At 56.1% G+C, this 16,501-nt stretch carries 14 protein-coding genes; 7 read left to right on the top strand and 7 right to left on the bottom strand.

The window, feature by feature from the left end; translation table 11 throughout:
* Positions 1-545 precede the first annotated feature (545 nt).
* A complete protein-coding gene (locus B2M20_RS14770; RefSeq protein ID WP_244553530.1) occupies positions 546-818 on the top strand; it encodes a CBS domain-containing protein in 273 nt (90 codons plus the stop codon).
* A 474-nt stretch (positions 819-1,292) separates the two neighbouring features.
* A complete protein-coding gene (locus B2M20_RS14765; protein ID WP_079447800.1) occupies positions 1,293-2,543 on the top strand; it encodes an MgtC/SapB family protein in 1,251 nt (416 codons plus the stop codon).
* A gap of 333 nt (positions 2,544-2,876) precedes the next feature.
* Here B2M20_RS14765 and B2M20_RS14760 read toward each other — a convergent pair whose 3' ends face one another.
* The 4 genes from B2M20_RS14760 to B2M20_RS14740 form a co-directional block, all read right to left on the bottom strand.
* Positions 2,877-3,272 (bottom strand): response regulator transcription factor, encoded by a 396-nt coding sequence (locus B2M20_RS14760; RefSeq protein WP_079447799.1) that lies wholly within the window; start codon positions 3,270-3,272, stop codon positions 2,877-2,879.
* A 65-nt stretch (positions 3,273-3,337) separates the two neighbouring features.
* Positions 3,338-3,955 (bottom strand): response regulator FixJ, encoded by a 618-nt coding sequence (fixJ, locus tag B2M20_RS14755; protein WP_079447798.1) that lies wholly within the window; start codon positions 3,953-3,955, stop codon positions 3,338-3,340.
* The gene (gene fixL / locus B2M20_RS14750) at positions 3,945-5,477 is read right to left on the bottom strand and encodes a sensor protein FixL (RefSeq protein WP_079447797.1); all 1,533 of its coding nucleotides are present in this window, start codon (positions 5,475-5,477) and stop codon (positions 3,945-3,947) included. Before fixL ends, fixJ begins: the two co-directional genes overlap by 11 nt.
* A 785-nt stretch (positions 5,478-6,262) precedes the next feature.
* Positions 6,263-6,991, bottom strand: coding sequence for a CBS domain-containing protein (locus B2M20_RS14740; protein ID WP_079447795.1), 729 nt, complete (start codon positions 6,989-6,991; stop codon positions 6,263-6,265).
* Between the two features lie 219 nt (positions 6,992-7,210).
* Here B2M20_RS14740 and B2M20_RS14735 point away from each other — a divergent pair, with 219 nt between their 5' ends.
* Positions 7,211-8,038 (top strand): universal stress protein, encoded by an 828-nt coding sequence (locus B2M20_RS14735; protein ID WP_079447794.1) that lies wholly within the window; start codon positions 7,211-7,213, stop codon positions 8,036-8,038.
* A gap of 105 nt (positions 8,039-8,143) precedes the next feature.
* Here B2M20_RS14735 and B2M20_RS14730 read toward each other — a convergent pair whose 3' ends face one another.
* Positions 8,144-9,742 carry a bifunctional aminoglycoside phosphotransferase/ATP-binding protein gene (locus B2M20_RS14730; RefSeq protein ID WP_079447793.1) on the bottom strand — a complete coding sequence of 533 codons (1,599 nt, stop codon included), beginning with the start codon at positions 9,740-9,742 and terminating at the stop codon, positions 8,144-8,146.
* Between the two features lie 12 nt (positions 9,743-9,754).
* Positions 9,755-10,738 carry a zinc-dependent alcohol dehydrogenase family protein gene (locus tag B2M20_RS14725; protein ID WP_079447792.1) on the bottom strand — a complete coding sequence of 328 codons (984 nt, stop codon included), beginning with the start codon at positions 10,736-10,738 and terminating at the stop codon, positions 9,755-9,757.
* A gap of 162 nt (positions 10,739-10,900) precedes the next feature.
* On the opposite strand from B2M20_RS14725, the gene B2M20_RS14720 reads away from it, so the two are divergent.
* From B2M20_RS14720 to B2M20_RS14710, 3 genes are all read left to right on the top strand, one after another.
* On the top strand, positions 10,901-11,371 hold the full coding sequence (locus tag B2M20_RS14720) for an Hsp20/alpha crystallin family protein (protein WP_173816027.1): 471 nt from the start codon (positions 10,901-10,903) through the stop codon (positions 11,369-11,371).
* Positions 11,372-11,453: 82 nt separating this feature from the next.
* Entirely contained in the window at positions 11,454-11,897 is a 444-nt protein-coding gene (locus B2M20_RS14715; RefSeq protein ID WP_079447791.1) for a CBS domain-containing protein, read from the top strand.
* 178 nt (positions 11,898-12,075) lie between these two features.
* Positions 12,076-14,769 carry a bifunctional acetate--CoA ligase family protein/GNAT family N-acetyltransferase gene (locus B2M20_RS14710; protein WP_079447790.1) on the top strand — a complete coding sequence of 898 codons (2,694 nt, stop codon included), beginning with the start codon at positions 12,076-12,078 and terminating at the stop codon, positions 14,767-14,769.
* Positions 14,770-14,799: 30 nt separating this feature from the next.
* Here B2M20_RS14710 and B2M20_RS14705 read toward each other — a convergent pair whose 3' ends face one another.
* Positions 14,800-15,207: a hypothetical protein gene (locus B2M20_RS14705; protein WP_087881199.1), complete on the bottom strand. Its 408-nt coding sequence runs from the start codon at positions 15,205-15,207 to the stop codon at positions 14,800-14,802.
* A 161-nt stretch (positions 15,208-15,368) separates the two neighbouring features.
* Between B2M20_RS14705 and B2M20_RS14700 the strand changes: the two genes are divergently transcribed.
* The gene (locus B2M20_RS14700) at positions 15,369-16,499 is read left to right on the top strand and encodes an ABC transporter permease (protein ID WP_079447789.1); all 1,131 of its coding nucleotides are present in this window, start codon (positions 15,369-15,371) and stop codon (positions 16,497-16,499) included.
* Positions 16,500-16,501: the final 2 nt, after the last annotated feature.

Genomic DNA, 16,501 nt, shown 5'->3' with positions numbered 1-16,501 from the left:
GACACGATCCGAACGTGTGACCTCCACCCTCGGAGGGCAACGGTCATGCTGCCAATCTCGGAACGATTTGTTCTATCAATCGCATGAATTGAGCACTGGCAGTCGCCGCAACCATTGATACAGACGATTCCCATTTTGAAGAGCGTTGGGTTCATTTCGCAGGGATCGGGTGTGGCGCTTCCCCGCAACCAAGATTCCAAGCGTATCCCAAGCAAGGTTAAAGCTCAAAGCGATGGTCGCTTGCTGAGAAGAGTAGCCTCTGTATAAGTCGATTGATTTCCCAAATACGATAAGAGGAATCTCTCCGTGAAAGCAGAGGAGATCGAGCATGCGTAAGGTCGATGCCCTCGAGGTTCAGCGCAAGTTTAGCTTTCAACGTCAGGCTCCGAAGGATCCGGTCGAGATCATACGACACGGCCAGAGCTGAAATCGACCCGGAGCAGACGAACTCCGACGAACTGCTGAAGTAAGGCTGATAGCGTGGTGCTTCTCGATCCGAAGCGCGGCCTTGCCGTCGGCTACGATGAACCAGAAATGCTCCTTTCGTGAAGACCCTCAATTTGTCTCAGGGCGCTGATGGCGGACAGTGCGTAGAGCCGGATGCGGATTTAACCGAAGCGATAGCGTTGATGGAGAGCCATCACGTTGCGCAGATTCCGGTCGTCTTTGAAGGGGCTGTCCGGGACATGATCTCGAAGGCCGAACTCCCTGCAACGGTGGCGCACAGATTCGATCAAGCATTCACATCGGCCAAGGTGTTTGCGACAACACCCTCGCTGCGATTTGGAAGGAAGCTGGGCGGCAGGAGCTATCCTTGACGTCGTGGTAACGAACGGTGACTGCATGACGCAGCACGTTGCCGGAAACCGCCGCTGCGTGAATCGCGAGAGGGAATCGAGGAAGATCGGTGCAGCAGGTATTTCGTCATGCTCCATCCGCGGCAGTAACCGGCGCGTTGCTGCGGGGTTGGGTTGCAGCAATTTCGTATCGGGGCTGACATCGCCGGAAGCGAACAGTCGCGGAGGGTGAGAAGATGCGCTTTCTTCAGCAAACTCCACCCGGAACTCTCATTGACTCAAATCATGCTCTGCACCTGTGGTGCCAGTATGGATACTGAGATTGAGTTGAGTATCGCAACTGAAATTGTCTGGAGACCGATTATGCCATACGACTCGGAAGCCTCGGGGAAGGCTGAGTCGACGCTGTAAAGCGGCTGTCGAGTGCTATAACAGCAGCGATCGTTTGGGGGCGGGCAGAGCTGTAACGATCGATTCGGACGAAAGTGAAATGGCATGGATGCTGAACCTCTGAGTCGCCTTACGGTGTCTCTGGCCATTGGGCTCCTTGTCGGCCTGGAGCGCGGTTGGCAAACGCGCGATGCGGAGAGTAATCGGCGAGCCGCGGGCTTTCGTACTTTCGCGCTTTCCGGACTATTGGGCGGCGTCACCGGTCTCATCGCGCTTCAAACGACCTTCTCGGTCATTGGATGGGTCTTTTTGGGATATATCATGGCATTCGCGGCCTTTCATTGGCTGGAAGCCAAGAACGAAGGTCGTGCCAGTGTGACGTCGGTTGTCGCGGGAATGCTCACGTTCCTGCTCGGGACCATGGCTGTCGTTGGAGATCTGCAACTTGCCATTGCCTGCACCGTCGGCATGACGGTTCTGCTGGCGTTACGCGAGCCGTTGCATCGGTGGATCAGTTCGTTGAACTGGCAAGAAATCCGCGCCGTGCTGACTTTGCTCGCGATGTCATTCCTGCTGTTGCCGCTACTGCCAAATCGGCCGATCGATCCGTGGAAAGCGATCAATCCCTATCAGATATGGCTTCTCGCGATCATGATCGCGGCAATTTCATTCGCCGGTTACGTGGCAGTGAAGGCATTCGGAAATCGGCTTGGAGTCGTCATGGCGGCTGTTGCCGGAGGGCTTGCATCGTCTACAGTCACCACTCTTGCTTTGGCGAAGCTGGCTCGCGAACATCCATCATCGTCCGGATTGTTGAGCGCAGGTATTCTGGTCGCGGGTGTCGTCATGATGCTGCGTGCGGGGACCATTGCAGTGGCGCTCAATGGCGTACTGCTGGTATCACTTTTGCCCGCGCTCTTGACCACCGCCGCGGTGCTCGGCATCGGGGCCGCTATCTTATTGTTCAGAAATGTCCAACAGGAGACGCCCGAACTTCAAATCAGAAATCCTCTCGCCATCGGAACCGCAGTCAAACTGACCGCGGTGCTTGCAGCCGTGATGCTGACCGCAGAACTGGTGCGCCGAATGTTCGGCGGCGTCGGCATCTTCGTTGTGGCCGCGCTTTCCGGAATCGTGGACGTCGACGCCCTCACGATCTCGATCGCTCGCATGGCTGGTGGGGATGTAGATTTGAAGACAGCGGCTCGTGCGATCATGGTCGCAATTGCAGTCAACACCATCTCCAAGGCCATCATGGCCAGTTGGGTAGGAAACAGGAGAGTCGGGCTGCTAGTTGGAGGAATCAGCGCTGTTGCGCTTGCCGGAGGGCTCGTAGTAGCTGCCTGGGAGGCCTGAACGCCCCGGGGTTGCGGATATGCATTTTAGTCCGGCTGCTTCTCTTATCTACAAATAACTCGCCCCCGGATCGTTCTTCGAAATCGCTAGCGTCTGCGCCCAAGAAGGTCTGAGAATCGCCGCCGAAGTCGGGTTCAACGCAGATAGCTTGTCCTATTGCGGAGCATTTCGTGAGTGCCGACCGAGTCCGTAGGCACGTACCGTCTTCGGCTTGGAAGAGTCTTTCACGCGAGAGGTGGTGCGGCCGATACCTTAGGGCTTCGCCCTTAGGTGGTGCCGGGGGAGACGGGCAGCGGAATGTCCAAAGGCGGCTTTGCGCCCTGCAAAAACTTTCTAATGGTTTGGATATTGGCGAGAAATGGCCTCCCGAACGCGCATCACGAGGCTGTCCTCTAGATGAGGTTTGAATAGAATATAGTCTATTCTAGCGGCCGCGGCCCTCTCCGCCATATGCTGAGGGGGATAGCCGGTAATAAGAACAATCGGTGCCGCGACATTTTGTTGACGGAGGCGGGCCGCCACATCCAGTCCATCCATGTGGGGCAGCTTGTAATCGATCACCAGGCAATCGACATCGTCCGGACCAATGGAAGCCAATAACGTCACGGCGGCACCGAACGAGCGAACCTTGAACCCATGGGTTTGAAGAAGAAATCGCATTGACTGAAGCACAGCAGGATCGTCATCGAGAATGCAGATTCTGTGCTTTACGATTGTGGACCCTGTCATCTGATGCCACGAATTCCAGTGATCACCTACAATACGGTTGTAAGGAGGGGGCGACTTGACTTACCTCAATCGTTTAAGATGCCGGCGCGCAGGGCAAGCCGGATTAACTCGGACAAGTTATGGGCCTGCATCTTGGTCATGACATTTGCCCGGTAAACTTCGATCGTCCGGGGACTAATATTGTGTTCACGGGCTATCAGCTTGTTGGATAGTCCTGCGACGAGGCCGTCCATGACCTGACGTTCGCGCTGACTGAGAGTCGCTATTCTCGATGCGATCTCCGCCGAGACATCGTCACTTTTCGTACGATTCGGGCTCTGTTGGAGGGCGGCCTCGATCATTCCAATCAGCCGTTCATCTTCAAACGGCTTTTCGACAAAATCGAACGCTCCTAATTTCATCGCTTCGACGGCGAGGGAGATATCTCCGTGCCCGGTCATGATGATGACGGGCAGGGGCGAAGCAGTGGCCTTGAGACGTCGAAGTAGATCCATTCCATTGATGTCAGGCATGCGAACGTCAGACACGACGCAACCAAAACGAAGACCGGAATGAGCATCGAGAAAGTCGGCGGCTGCATCGAACAGCGTGACGTTGAAATTTGCCGCGCCAAGCAGGAAATCGAGCGAGTCCCGCATCGTTGGATCGTCATCGATGACATAGACATTTCCCTTATGCGACATCTGGCAAATCCCCGGTTGCAGCTATAGGCAAAGTCAGTCGGAAGGTAGCGCCACCGGAATCGTTCGTTTCGACCCATATCCGGCCACCGTGGGCTTCCACGATCGACCGGCTGATAGAGAGACCCACGCCCATACCGGTTTCCTTGGTCGTGAAGAAAGTCTGGAACAGGCTTTCAGCGGTGGCCTCGCTGAAGCCATGCCCAGTATCCGATATGGACAGTTCGACCATCTCGTCCGATGCCTTCTTGCTGGAGGCGGTAAGTTCCCGTTTTGGTGATTCCTCCATTGCCTCCAGGGCGTTTCGAAAGAGATTGACCAGGACCTGCTGAATCTGCACGCGATCGACCAGGACGCGATCGCATTCTGTGTCCAGTTCAAGCCGTAGCATGACGTTCTGTTCACGTGCACCTGCGAGACCGAGAGCTCCGGCTTCTTCCATCAACTTCGCCAGGCTTTCGACGCGTTTCTCTGACTCCCGCCGGGAGACGAAATCGCGTAACCGTCGAATGATCTGACCGGCGCGAATGGCCTGATCTGCAGCGCAATCGAGCGCCCGTTCGATTTTCGTGATGTTGAGATCTGCATTGGCGGTCAACAGGCGGCGAGCTCCATTCATGTAGTTGCTGATCGCGGTCAACGGCTGGTTCAACTCGTGCGCGAGAGTCGATGCCATCTCCCCCATCGCACTCAAGCGAGACATGTGAACCAGTTCGGATTGCAATTCCTGAAGTTTTGCCTGGGTTTGCTGATGCTCTGTAAGATCGCGGACAAATCCAGTAAAATGCCGTTTTCCACCTGAGTGCATCTCGCCGACGGACAGGTGCATCGGAAAGGTGGCCCCATCTCGGCGTTTTCCAGTGACAATCCGTCCGATGCCTATGATGTGCCGTTCGCCGGTGGATTGATAGCGGGCCAAATAGCGGTCGTGTCGGCTGCTATCCGGTTCAGGCATCAAAATGCTGACATTCTGGCCAATGACTTCGTGTTCTGAATAGCCGAACAGACGTTCGGCTGCAGTGCTGAAGTGCTGCATGATGCCGTGATCATCAATAACAATCATCGCATCGGGAATGGTATCGAGAATCGAACGTAGGTGATTTTCGCGCGCAATCAGAGCTTCTTCAATCAGCTTCTGATCGTCGATATCGAGTATCACGCCACTCAGGCGCTGTGCCACTCCGCCTTCGTTGGTGACGAGGCCACCTCGTACTCGAACCCAGCGCTCTCTTTCTGATGTCCCACGAATCCGGTACTGAAGGTCGAATCTGCACCCGGTCTTGATCGAGCGCTGAATAGCCGATTCCGTGCGCGCGCGATCCTCCGGCTGGAGCAAGGAGAGGAAAAGATCGTAACTGACCGGGGCATTTTCCGAGACGCCAAAAAGCCTGCGCGTTGGGCTGGACCAGAACAGTTTCCGGGTCGTGAGATCGAGATCCCAGATGCCAACTCCGGATTTGTCGATTCCGCGTTGCAACTCCTCACGGAACAGGCTGTTCGACGACAACTGATCGTTACTCGACACGGTTTCACTTCCCGGCGCGGCAAGGAAAGGTCATTAAAAAAATCTACTGTATCCCCGTATTACCATCGCTAGCTAATGAGGCTATCCGGGATCATGACCGCTACCTATGGCGCGTTAGGCTGCCAAAGCCGAAGGATAAGACTTTATCCGGCTCAAGAACATTATAAAATCGATCCGTTATTGTTGTAGCCGGTAGGGGGTCTGTAAAACCGCTGGTTTGGCTCCCGCTTCCGCGTAACAACGCAATGTTCACGAGGAAAATATTCTTCCCTCCCGCAAGCTGCTTGCGGAGACGACGGATGAAGAAAAGCGAAAGATCATTTTAAGATTGCTGGAGGAGGAGGAAGCAAAAGAGACTGCAGCCTCTCTCTGCCGAAAAAATAGGTTGTTCTTGATCGGCTTGCAGACCAGGCGGCGTTTTCGGCGGCACGTCGTTCACCCAATTGTCGACCTTGCCGTCCAGAATGACCTAGTGCGGGTCCACAGGATCGCGCAGCTCTTTCACCACACTCGATCCATTTACATTTCGAGAAGGATCTCGGTCAGGATGTCGAAGCATATATCGTGAGATGGTGCGCAGCGGTTCGCTTTGTCTCGCCACCTTACGTTAGCACAAGTCGAGTTGCGGCCCTATACATTGAGATTGATGCAAGAGCCGATTTCATTCAGTTCGTCCTCTTGATTGCATCGGAGCGCGGTCCGGCAGCGGTCGTGAGCGAATAATCAGTCCGATTCACAACCGAGAGCGATAGTGTAGCTACCCTTTTGTAATTTTTAGGAAGCAATCAACCCGTGGCCGCTAATTGTTTATCTTCCGGAGAAATCAAGCAGAGCCCAGACATGGTATCCACCCAACAAAGATGATCGTCCACTTCCTTCACGCCGGCGACATTCTCTGCCGCGACCACGGCAGCTTGCCGAGCACGTTCGTCGGTAATGATTCCGCTGAGATGAACGATTCCGCCGTGTACAATGACGCTAAGTCCAAATGGACACCAGTCGTTCTTCTCGATGGACGTAATGATGCGGTCGCGAATATGGTCATCATCCGCGGTCGGATCGGGAACCTCGCGGGCAAGCCCTGCGACAGCCTGCAGTAGATTGGATCGTGTGATGATTCCGACAATCTGGTCGCCTCGCATCACCGGTAAGCGCTTAACGCTGTTCTTTTCCATCGTTGTCACGATGTCTTCCAGCAACGTATCCTCTGAAACGGTGCATGGATCCGGTGTCATGATTTCACCGACCTTGCGGCCTTGCTCGCGAACGAAGTCCGATGCATCCCTGCCCGCACCGAGCAGGAATTTCAGCCATCGTGCCCTCCTTCGTTGCGTGCCGATTTCGGCGCGGCGAATGAAATCGCCTTCCGAAATGATGCCGACCAGCTTTCCTTCTGCGTCAACCACAGGAAGGCCGCTGACGTGTTGTCTGAGCATGGAGTTGGCGGCATCAACAATGGTGGTGTCAGGGTGGACCGTGATGATCCGCCTGGTCATGATCTGATGAGCGCGCATGCTGAAGCTCCTCGTGTTTGGATGAGCGTATTAAATGCTATCGCCAATGCGTTGAGACGGATTGACCTAGGTCAAACGGGCGCCATCATTGTTCGCAGCACGTCAGAATCATTTGTAAGTTCTTTGATCTGGATCATTTTCGCTTCAGGATCTTAGACCATGCATATTAGCGCGTGACACCATTTGAGATTGTTGATTTAGCCGCATCGGGAGTGACGAATGACTTACGTAACGATCATGGTTTGCCTTGCGTTCGAGCAGTCGAACGAGCGTTGTCTCGCTATTGCCGGCGAAATGGTCGAGCGATTTGATGCGCGGGTTGCTGGAGTTGCGGCCGCGGAGTTCAGTCCGCCGCTTTATTTCACCTCGGGTGAGCAAGCCGACAAAATGATTGAGCGAGGTCGGAACGCAATCAAAACGAGGTTGTCAGAACTAGAGTCCGAATTCCGAACAGCCATGAATAGGAGCACGAAAGACGTCGAATGGCGTTCCGACATGGAGATCCCCCTTCGGTTTGTTGCGCGGGAAGCGCGTGCCGCCGATATTATCGTGATCAGGCAAAGTGGAGGCGGGGTACTTACAGACCCATTTTCCGTGGTCAATCCGAGTGATCTGGTTATGCAGGCGGGCAGGCCATTGCTCGTTGTTCCGGACGAGGCTGGTTCGTTCGATTTGCGAAGTGTGCTGGTCGCTTGGAAAGATACCGCTGAGGCACGACGGGCGATCGTTGATTCGCTTCCATTGCTTCGCAAAGCCAAAGACGTCACGATCGCCGAGATCGCCGAAGATGGCAGCCGCGAGGCCGCATTGAACCGCACCGATGATGTTGTCGCATGGCTGTCGCGTCACAACATTGCAGCAAACGCACTTGTTCCAGAAGAGAATGCCCATGCCGGGGTTGCATTGGATAGAATTGCATCCAGTATCGGAGCAGACTTGGTTGTTGCGGGAGCCTATGGCCATTCGCGATTGAGCGAGTGGATACTCGGTGGCGTGACGCAACATCTTATGTTTGAATCGACGCGTTGCGTGCTGCTATCACGCTGATCCACATCGGATATTCTAGCTGTTACGGTCAATGTGAGATGACAGCCCTCATCGTGACGGCATCAAGTAAGTTCGCGGAGCCGACGTAAGATTGTCGAACTTCCGTCACGGTGGCTCCAGTGATGTTGGTAAAAGGTGGGGTTCAGCCATGCCAAGCGTCTCCTTGCAGCGTTGCAGGGTGTGCTCGGGTGTTCCGGAGGCGTCGATCACGTGCCAATCAAGCAGGCCAATGTTGTAGTCCTCCTGTTGTTTGACGAGATCGAGCGTGGCATCGGATGCGTCGCCCACGCGCTGTCTGACTCGTTTCATCCTGGTTGTTAGATCGCTCACGAGAAAGAATCCGAAAAATGGCAGGTTGAGATTGCGAGCGATCGCGGCAACCGCGTTTCGTTCGGTGGATTTGGCAAAGACCGCATCGACAATGACTGAGTGGCCTTGCGAGAGAATTTTTGCTGCTCGTTCAGTCAGGATTCGATAAATGGTCGCGGTAACCTGGGGCTGATACGATGTTGTAGGCAGCCGTTGGGTCTCATGGACCCGAAAATGTTCTTTGCGTGTGATGTCTGAACGCAAAATCACGGCTCCCGGTGGAGGTTCAATGGCGTCGGCGAGGGCGCGAGCTAATACGGTTTTCCCGGTGCCGGACAGGCCGCCGATCGCGACAAGTGTTGGCGGCGAGGGAAGAATCAACTGGTGAGCCAGATCGAAATAAGATCGAGCGGACAGTCGTATGGTCGCTTCATCGGTATTGGGTCTGTCGGCGCTGGGTCCGCCGAGGCGCGCCAATAGAACATTGGCGCGGATGGCGGCGCGTATCGACATGAATAGCGGGAGTGCCGCGATCCCGTCGAGGTTGTCTTCTAATGTTGTCGTCAGGTATCTGTTGAAAAGGATATTGGCCTCGAGACGGCGTCCGTAGCGCAGAATATCCATCACGGTGAATGACAGATCGTAAAGAATGTCGATTGAGGCGATCACGGGATCAAACTCGATCGCGTCGAACAGAACTGGCTTGTGCCCGATCAGCACGATGTTGGCGAGATGGAGGTCGCCGTGGCAGCGTCGAACGAGCCCGAGCCGGCCGCGCTCTCTCAAACACGCTCGGACTCGCGAGAGCTCGGTCCGGCTTCTCGCATCAAGCTTATCGATGGTGTTCGCAGGCAAGCAGCCTGAAGCGTGGAATGCGGAAGTATTGTCGGCGATAATTGAAGGAAGGGAACAGATCCATCTGTCGGCTGTGACAACGGATGCTGTTCGATGCGATGTTGCGATGGCGTCGGCAAGATCCACAATCAGAGCAAGATCCAATGCGCCGGCTTGCGCGAGATGATCTAGCGTCAGCCGCTCATCGAAGCGCTTCATCTCGACGGCATATTCGACCGGCTGCCCGTCACCGTCGATGCTGAGCGAACCGTCATGGCCTTGGGTGATTGCAACAACGCGGCGGTAAATTTGTGGCGCGGATTGGCGGTTGATCCTGATCTCTTCATCGCAGGACGCTTTCCGTTTTGCCAGTGTTGAATAGTCGAGAACTGGAAGCCGGATTGCACGTTTGACTTTCAGTGCCCGGTCGCCTGCGAGAAAGACCACAGCGGCATGGGTGTCAATGCGGCGAACGTCGGCACCGCCATGTGTCGCGGAGGCGGCCAGGAAGGCGAAAACTTCTCGTTGAATGGCTGTGTCCTGTGTAGCCGGGCTTGTCATATCTGGATTGGGTCAAGGTTGAAGAACGGCGGCTCCCAGCAGCTCTCCCGCTCTCAGCATGGCAATCGCGTCGTTGGCCTTGTCGAGGGGAAAGGTGGTCGTGCGGATGTGAATTCCGGCTTGAGGAGCGATCTTGAAGAAATCACTGCCGTCCTGCCTCGTCAGATTGGCAACGGACAGCAACTGTCTCTCCCCCCAAAGGAGACTGTATGGAAACGAGGGAATATCGCTCATATGAATTCCCGCACACACAACCCGGCCACCTCTGCGGACGGCGCGCAGGGCGAGCGGAACCAATTCACCAACCGGGGCATAAATGATGGCGGCATCCAGTTCCTCTGGCGGACGCCGGTCGGATGCACCGGCCCAGACGGCGCCAAGTTGCCTGGCGAAGTCTTGGGCCGCGATATCGCCGGTGCGAGTGAAGGCAAACACTGAGCGTCCCTGCCAGAGGGCGATTTGAGCGACGATATGACCCGCCGCACCAAATCCGTAGATGCCGAGCCGTTCGGCGTTGCCCGCCATGACCAGCGACCGCCAGCCTATCAGGCCGGCGCATAATAGGGGCGCGATTGATACGTCGTCGCCGGTTCTGCCGATCCCGAAAGTATAGCGCGCGTCGGCGATGGTGTGGGTTGCGAAGCCGCCATCGCGAGTGTAGCCGGTGAAAGATGGGCGGTCGCACAAATTTTCCATGCCGAGGCGGCAATAGCGGCACAGGCCGCAGGTGGACCCAAGCCAGGGAACCCCGACGCGGTCACCAATCTGATAGCCGGTTACGCCGGTACCCATCAGGTCGATGCGGCCAACGATTTCATGGCCAGGGATGACCGGATAGCGGATATCGGGGAGTTCCGAATCCACGATATGGAGGTCGGTGCGGCAAACCCCGCATGCACTGATTCTGATGCGGATCTCTCCGTCGCCAGGAATTGGATCGTCGCGCTCCTGCATCCGGAGCGGTGTGGCTGGAGCCGAGAGCACCATCGCGCGCATGGAATGCCTCCTTTTAACCGGCCCGTACGCCCGATCAGCTTGGAACGTAACGCGGATATTTATTGGTGCAATAGCCACCCCTGTTTGACCTTGATCAAAACAGTCCCGCTGGCGCGTGGTCAGATCACGCCGCTCAGAGATCGTTGTTTTGGAGGATCGATCATGATGAAGGCGCCAATCCCTGTAGGAAGGGATAGTTCCCTGACACGCTCCGAAGCAAATCCGTTGACGGTGTTGCAGCGAGAGATGGACCGGCTGTTCGATGGCTTCAGCAGGAGCTTTACCGGTCTGTCGTCACGGACGCTGATACCTAGCATGGATCTTGCCGAGACGGATAAGGAGATTGAATTAACCGCGGAACTGCCCGGCATGGAAGAGAAAGACGTGCAGCTGAATGTCGTTGGCAACCATTTGACGATTCGCGGCGAGAAAAAGAACCAACGAGAGGAAAAAGAAAAGGACTACCATCTTGTCGAGCGAAGCTACGGTTCTTTTGTGCGAACTGTCGACCTGCCGCCGGGCGTGAACATCGACAGCATCCAGGCAGTGATGTCAAAGGGTGTCCTGAAGGTCACGGTACCGAAGCCGACACCCGCGCAGGCCAAAACAATCGAAGTCAAAACGGCAGCCTGATTTGAAGGGCCGGACGCGCGTAGCATGGACCTGCGCGCGTCCGAGGTCGCTATAGCCAGACGCAACGAAATTGGGTGATATCTTGTATCAATTTCTCGAACAGACCGTCGACCATTACATGACACGAAAAGTCAAGACTGTATCGTGCGACGTCACGATGAACGAACTCAATGATCGGTTCGCTAGTGATGATTTCAATGCCTATCCGGTCGTCGACGACGAGGGGGAAGCCGTAGGCTTGGTGACAAAGTTCGACTTCCTCAAATGCTTTGCTCTTACGCTGAGCTCAATGGTTCCGCGCTATGACGAGCTTATGAAGCGAACCGTTTCCGATGTGATGATTCACGAATTTATCTATGTGAGCGCAACGACGAAGTTGGTGCGTGTGTTGCAGTTGATGGTCGAGCATCGACTTCGCAGCATTCCCGTTATGGGTACGGGACAGCATTTGGTCGGCATCATTTCGCGCGAGGATGTCATGCGAGCTTTGCGAGACTGCACGCGTGGCGAGCCGCGTGCCTTGTAACGTCTGTCTGAAAGTTTCGCATCAGCGCTCATACGCGCTAGACTTCCGGTGTGTGCATCCCAGAATAGTCAACTCGACCTGGGATTTCGATGATATCTTATCAAGCGCCGCATGAAACCCTCGAGATTGCAGCGCAGACATTTTTCCATATCCGGACATCTTCCGGTATGAAGGCTCCATGTCGACCTATCGATTGAATAGTCTGCTGGGTCCGAATTCGGTGGCGTTGATCGGTGCAAGCACGCGCAGCGGCTCGGTCGGGCGGGCGATTATAAGGAACGTTTGCGCAGCCCGTTTTGAAAATCCGTTCGGCGTCGTCAATTCACATTATCGGGAAATTGAAGGCATATCGACGGTCAAGCGTTTAGCTGAGCTGCCGTTTGTCCCAGAACTGGTCATTGTCACCACGCCGGCGGCAACGGTTCCTGAGATCGTCGCCGAAGCAGGAAGGATCGGCGCCGCTGGTGCGATTATCATCAGCTCTGGCCTCGGTCACGGAGCGGGCTCATTGGCAGAAGCCGCCGAGCGTGCGGCGCGCGCGTATCATATGAGGCTGATCGGTCCTAATTGCCTCGGCATCTTGATGCCAACGATAAATCTGAACGCGAGCTTCGCGGCTCATATGCCGTGCGCAGGTCATCTGGCCTTGATCTCCCAATCCGGTGCAATCGCAACCGGAATGGTGGATTGGGCGGCGCGTCGTAACGTCGGATTTTCTGGAATCGTATCGATCGGTGACCAGCTCGATGTCGACATCGCTGATCTGTTGGATTTTTTTGCGCTCGATACCGAGACCAAGGCGATCCTGATGTACATCGAGGCGGTCAAGGATGCCCGTAAATTCATGTCGGCGGCGCGGGCGGCGGCGCGGGTCAAACCGGTCGTCGTCGTCAAATCAGGACGGATGGCGCAAGGATCCAAGGCGGCGGCAACCCACACCGGTGCGCTGGCTGGTTCGGATGACGTTTATGATGCTGCGTTTCGCCGCGCAGGCATACTACGGGTTTTCGATCTCCGGGAGTTGTTCGATTGTGCGGAGACTTTGAGTCGAGTCAAATTCGCGTTTGGAAAGCGGTTGGCCATTCTCACCAACGGGGGCGGGGTTGGCATCCTCGCCGTGGACCGGCTTGTCGAATTGGGAGGTATTCTGGCGGCACTCAATCCTGTCGTCAAACAACAGCTCGACGTCGTTTTGCCGGCGACATGGTCGGGCTCCAATCCGGTCGATATCATTGGTGACGCAGATCCGGCGCGTTATGTCGCCGCGCTCGAGATTCTGCTGGCGGATGGCGATAGCGATGCCATCCTCGTCATGAATGTGCAAACGGCGATTGCCGATTCGGATGCCATCGCCACGGCAGTGACGCGCGTCGTTGACGCCCATCGGCGCAAGCACACTGTTTCCGCCAAACCCGTGCTGGCGGTATGGGTCGGCGCCGACGAAAAGATCTCGAAAACGTTTATCGATGCAGGCATTCCCGACTATGCAACGGAAGACGATGCTGTGCGTGGATTCATGCATCTCGTTCATCACCGCGAGGTGGTTGAATCGCTTGCGGCGGTGCCGCCGAGCCTGACACATGAATTCGTGCCGGATATCCCGGCGGCGCGGCGAATTGTCGAGTCGGCGGTCGCGCAGGGCAGGCGGTGGCTTGATCCGATTGAGGTCGTGGGCGTCTTGGATGCCTACGGGATTACCAGCGTTCCGACGCAGGCGGCTGCCAGTGCTGATGAGGCCGCTGCTCATGCGCAAGCCCTGCTCGCGCGCGGCGCGACCGTCGTTCTCAAGGTGCTTTCGCGCGACATCTCGCACAAATCTGATGTCGGAGGCGTGGTGCTCAATCTTGCCAACGCGGATTCGGTTCGAGCCGCGGCGCTCAGCATTCTTGCGAATGCAAAGGCGAAGCTGCCGGATGCAAGGATTGACGGTTTCATGGTGCAGCCGATGGTCCTGCGGCCGAAGGCTCGTGAACTCATCCTGGGAATCGCCAGCGATCCGACTTTCGGCTCCGTTATCGTCTTTGGCCACGGCGGAACCGCCGTGGAGGTGATCAACGACAAGGCGCTTGCTCTGCCGCCGCTCGATCTCAAGCTCGCCCGCGATCTTGTCGAACGCACCCGCGTTTCCCGGCTGTTGCGCGCCTATCGCGACGTGCCTGCTGTCAAACAGGACGAGATACCTTTGACGTTGGTGAAACTGGCGCAACTCGCGGCAGATATTCCCGAGATCAGAGAACTGGATCTCAATCCGCTGCTCGCCGATGAGACCGGGGTTCTTACGGTCGATGCTCGCGTCGCGGTGGGGTCTCCGGTACGAAAGTTTGTCGGCCCCGGCAACGCCAACTTTGCTGTTCGGCCTTATCCGTCGCAATGGCTGCGACATCTTGTGTTGAAGGATAATTGGCGGATTATGGTCCGGCCGATCCGGCCTGATGACGAACCTTTGATTTATGACTTTCTGCGCCACATCACCAAGCAGGATCTGAGATTCCGGTTCTTTGCTGCTGTGAATCCATTAAACCATGAATTCATTGCGCGGTTGACGCAACTCGATTACGCGCGTGCAATGGCTTTGGTGGCTTTCGACGAGGCAACCAACGAGATGGTGGGCGTCGTCCGAATTCACTCGGATTCGATTTATGAGACCGGCGAGTATGCAATACTAATTCGCTCGGACCTAAAAGGCAGGGGACTGGGTTGGATGCTGATGAAATTGATCATGGAGTATGCCAGATCTGAGGGGTTAAAGTACATTGCTGGAGATGTTCTAGCGGAGAACACCGTGATGCTGGCGATGTGCCGGGATCTCGGCTTCGAGATCGCCAACGATCCCGTCGAGCATGACGTTTACCATGTCAGGCTTATGCTTTAGCCCACGCGCATCCACCGATCGTTCATTGTGTCAAAGACGGGCAACCGACCTGACGCGATAGGTATGCATGGTGTCTCCTTCCTTGATTGAAACGTATTCACCAGCCACAAAACGCTCGTCCGCAAAGTGATAGCCGGCTTCGTCGGGCAGGTTGGTCGCGTCGTCGTAATGGAACGCCCAGGTGCCGCCGGGACGATGAATAAGATGGCCGATATCGCTATTCTCGTCCGGCCGTAGACGTGTCACGCGACATGCCTCGCGATGCTTCTTCCATGACTCATGGTCGATGCGGCCATCGGGGGCGAGCGGGGCTATAATGATGTAACCGAAATCACTGTCTCCTTCTGGGTGAGCCGGTTCGCGCGCCAGTTCGAGGCGGATTTGCCGGAATTGCTGCGGTAGAGACGTATTCAGGATCGGTTTGAGATGCATGATCATAGTCCTCGTGCCTGAGGGACTCGAATGATGAGCCAGCTCTCAGCTCTGCCTTTCTGAATCGAATGAAAATCTATACGGGTGGCGCTGCGTGCCGTTGACTTGGGTCAATGTCCATTTCCCGGTGCAATATATGGATGGCGTAAAGAGCTGGAGATTTGTATTTGGCGACAGCACCTCAATTGGCGGTTTCATCAAGAGGTGATGCGCTCGAACTGCGCCCGGATGGCTCCTGGATTGCGGCGAATGTGACCACGCTGGAATCGCTCACAGACGCCGTCACGCCGCAGCTTGAGCGGGCGAAATCCCTCAGATTGGATATGAGCGGCCTGAGCGAGCTCGATACGTTGGGAGCCTGGCTGCTCGAGAAGTTGTCGCGGCGAATAGCCGATCGTCCGGTCGAAGTCGTCGGGGTTTCTGAAAACTACGTTGGCCTGATCGAGGAGGTCAGGTATGTCAACCGGCACAATCCTCCGCCACCCAAAGCGCGCAATCCCGTGATCGCCACGGTGGAGAAGATTGGTCGCGCTGCCTGGGGCTCCCGCGAAGACGTGGTCGTGTTCTTGCAAATGCTCGGTTCGCTTTGCGTTGCAGTGCTCGGTATCATTCGCAGGCCGCGGTCGCTTCGGCTCACGTCGCTGATCTATCAATTGTATCGGGTCGGCTGGCAGGCAATTCCCATCATCCTGCTCATCACGCTTCTGATCGGCGCGATCATCGCTCAGCAGGGCTTTTTTCATTTTCGCAAGTTCGGCGCCGATTCCTACGTCGTCGATATGGTTGGAATTCTCGTGCTGCGCGAGCTTGGCGTGCTGATCGTTGCGATCATGGTCGCCGGCCGATCCGGCAGCGCTTATACCGCCGAGCTTGGCTCCATGAAGATGCGCGAGGAGATCGACGCACTCTCCACTATGGGTCTCGATCCCGTCGTCGTTTTGATCCTGCCGCGCGTCCTGGCACTGGTTTCTGCGCTGCCGATCCTGACGTTCATCGGATCGATGGCTGCGCTTTACGGTGGCGGTCTGGTCGCATGGTTTTACGGCGGCATGGGTCCGGCGATATTCATCGCGCGGCTGCACGACGCTGTGTCCGTGACGCATTTCGAGGTCGGCATGATCAAAGCGCCCTTCATGGCCTTGGTGATCGGCATCGTGGCTTGCAGCGAGGGTCTGCGCGTCAAGGGCAGTGCCGAATCGCTCGGCAAGCAGACGACGACCTCGGTGGTGAAGTCGATCTTCCTGGTGATCGTTCTGGATGGGTTGTTCGCGGTGTTCTTCGCGTCGATCGGAATGTAGCG

Origin of the sequence: Nitrobacter vulgaris, from assembly GCF_002028545.1 — a bacterium.
GTDB classification, from domain to species: domain Bacteria; phylum Pseudomonadota; class Alphaproteobacteria; order Rhizobiales; family Xanthobacteraceae; genus Nitrobacter; species Nitrobacter vulgaris.
This window is presented reverse-complemented; position numbering and strand designations above follow the sequence as displayed.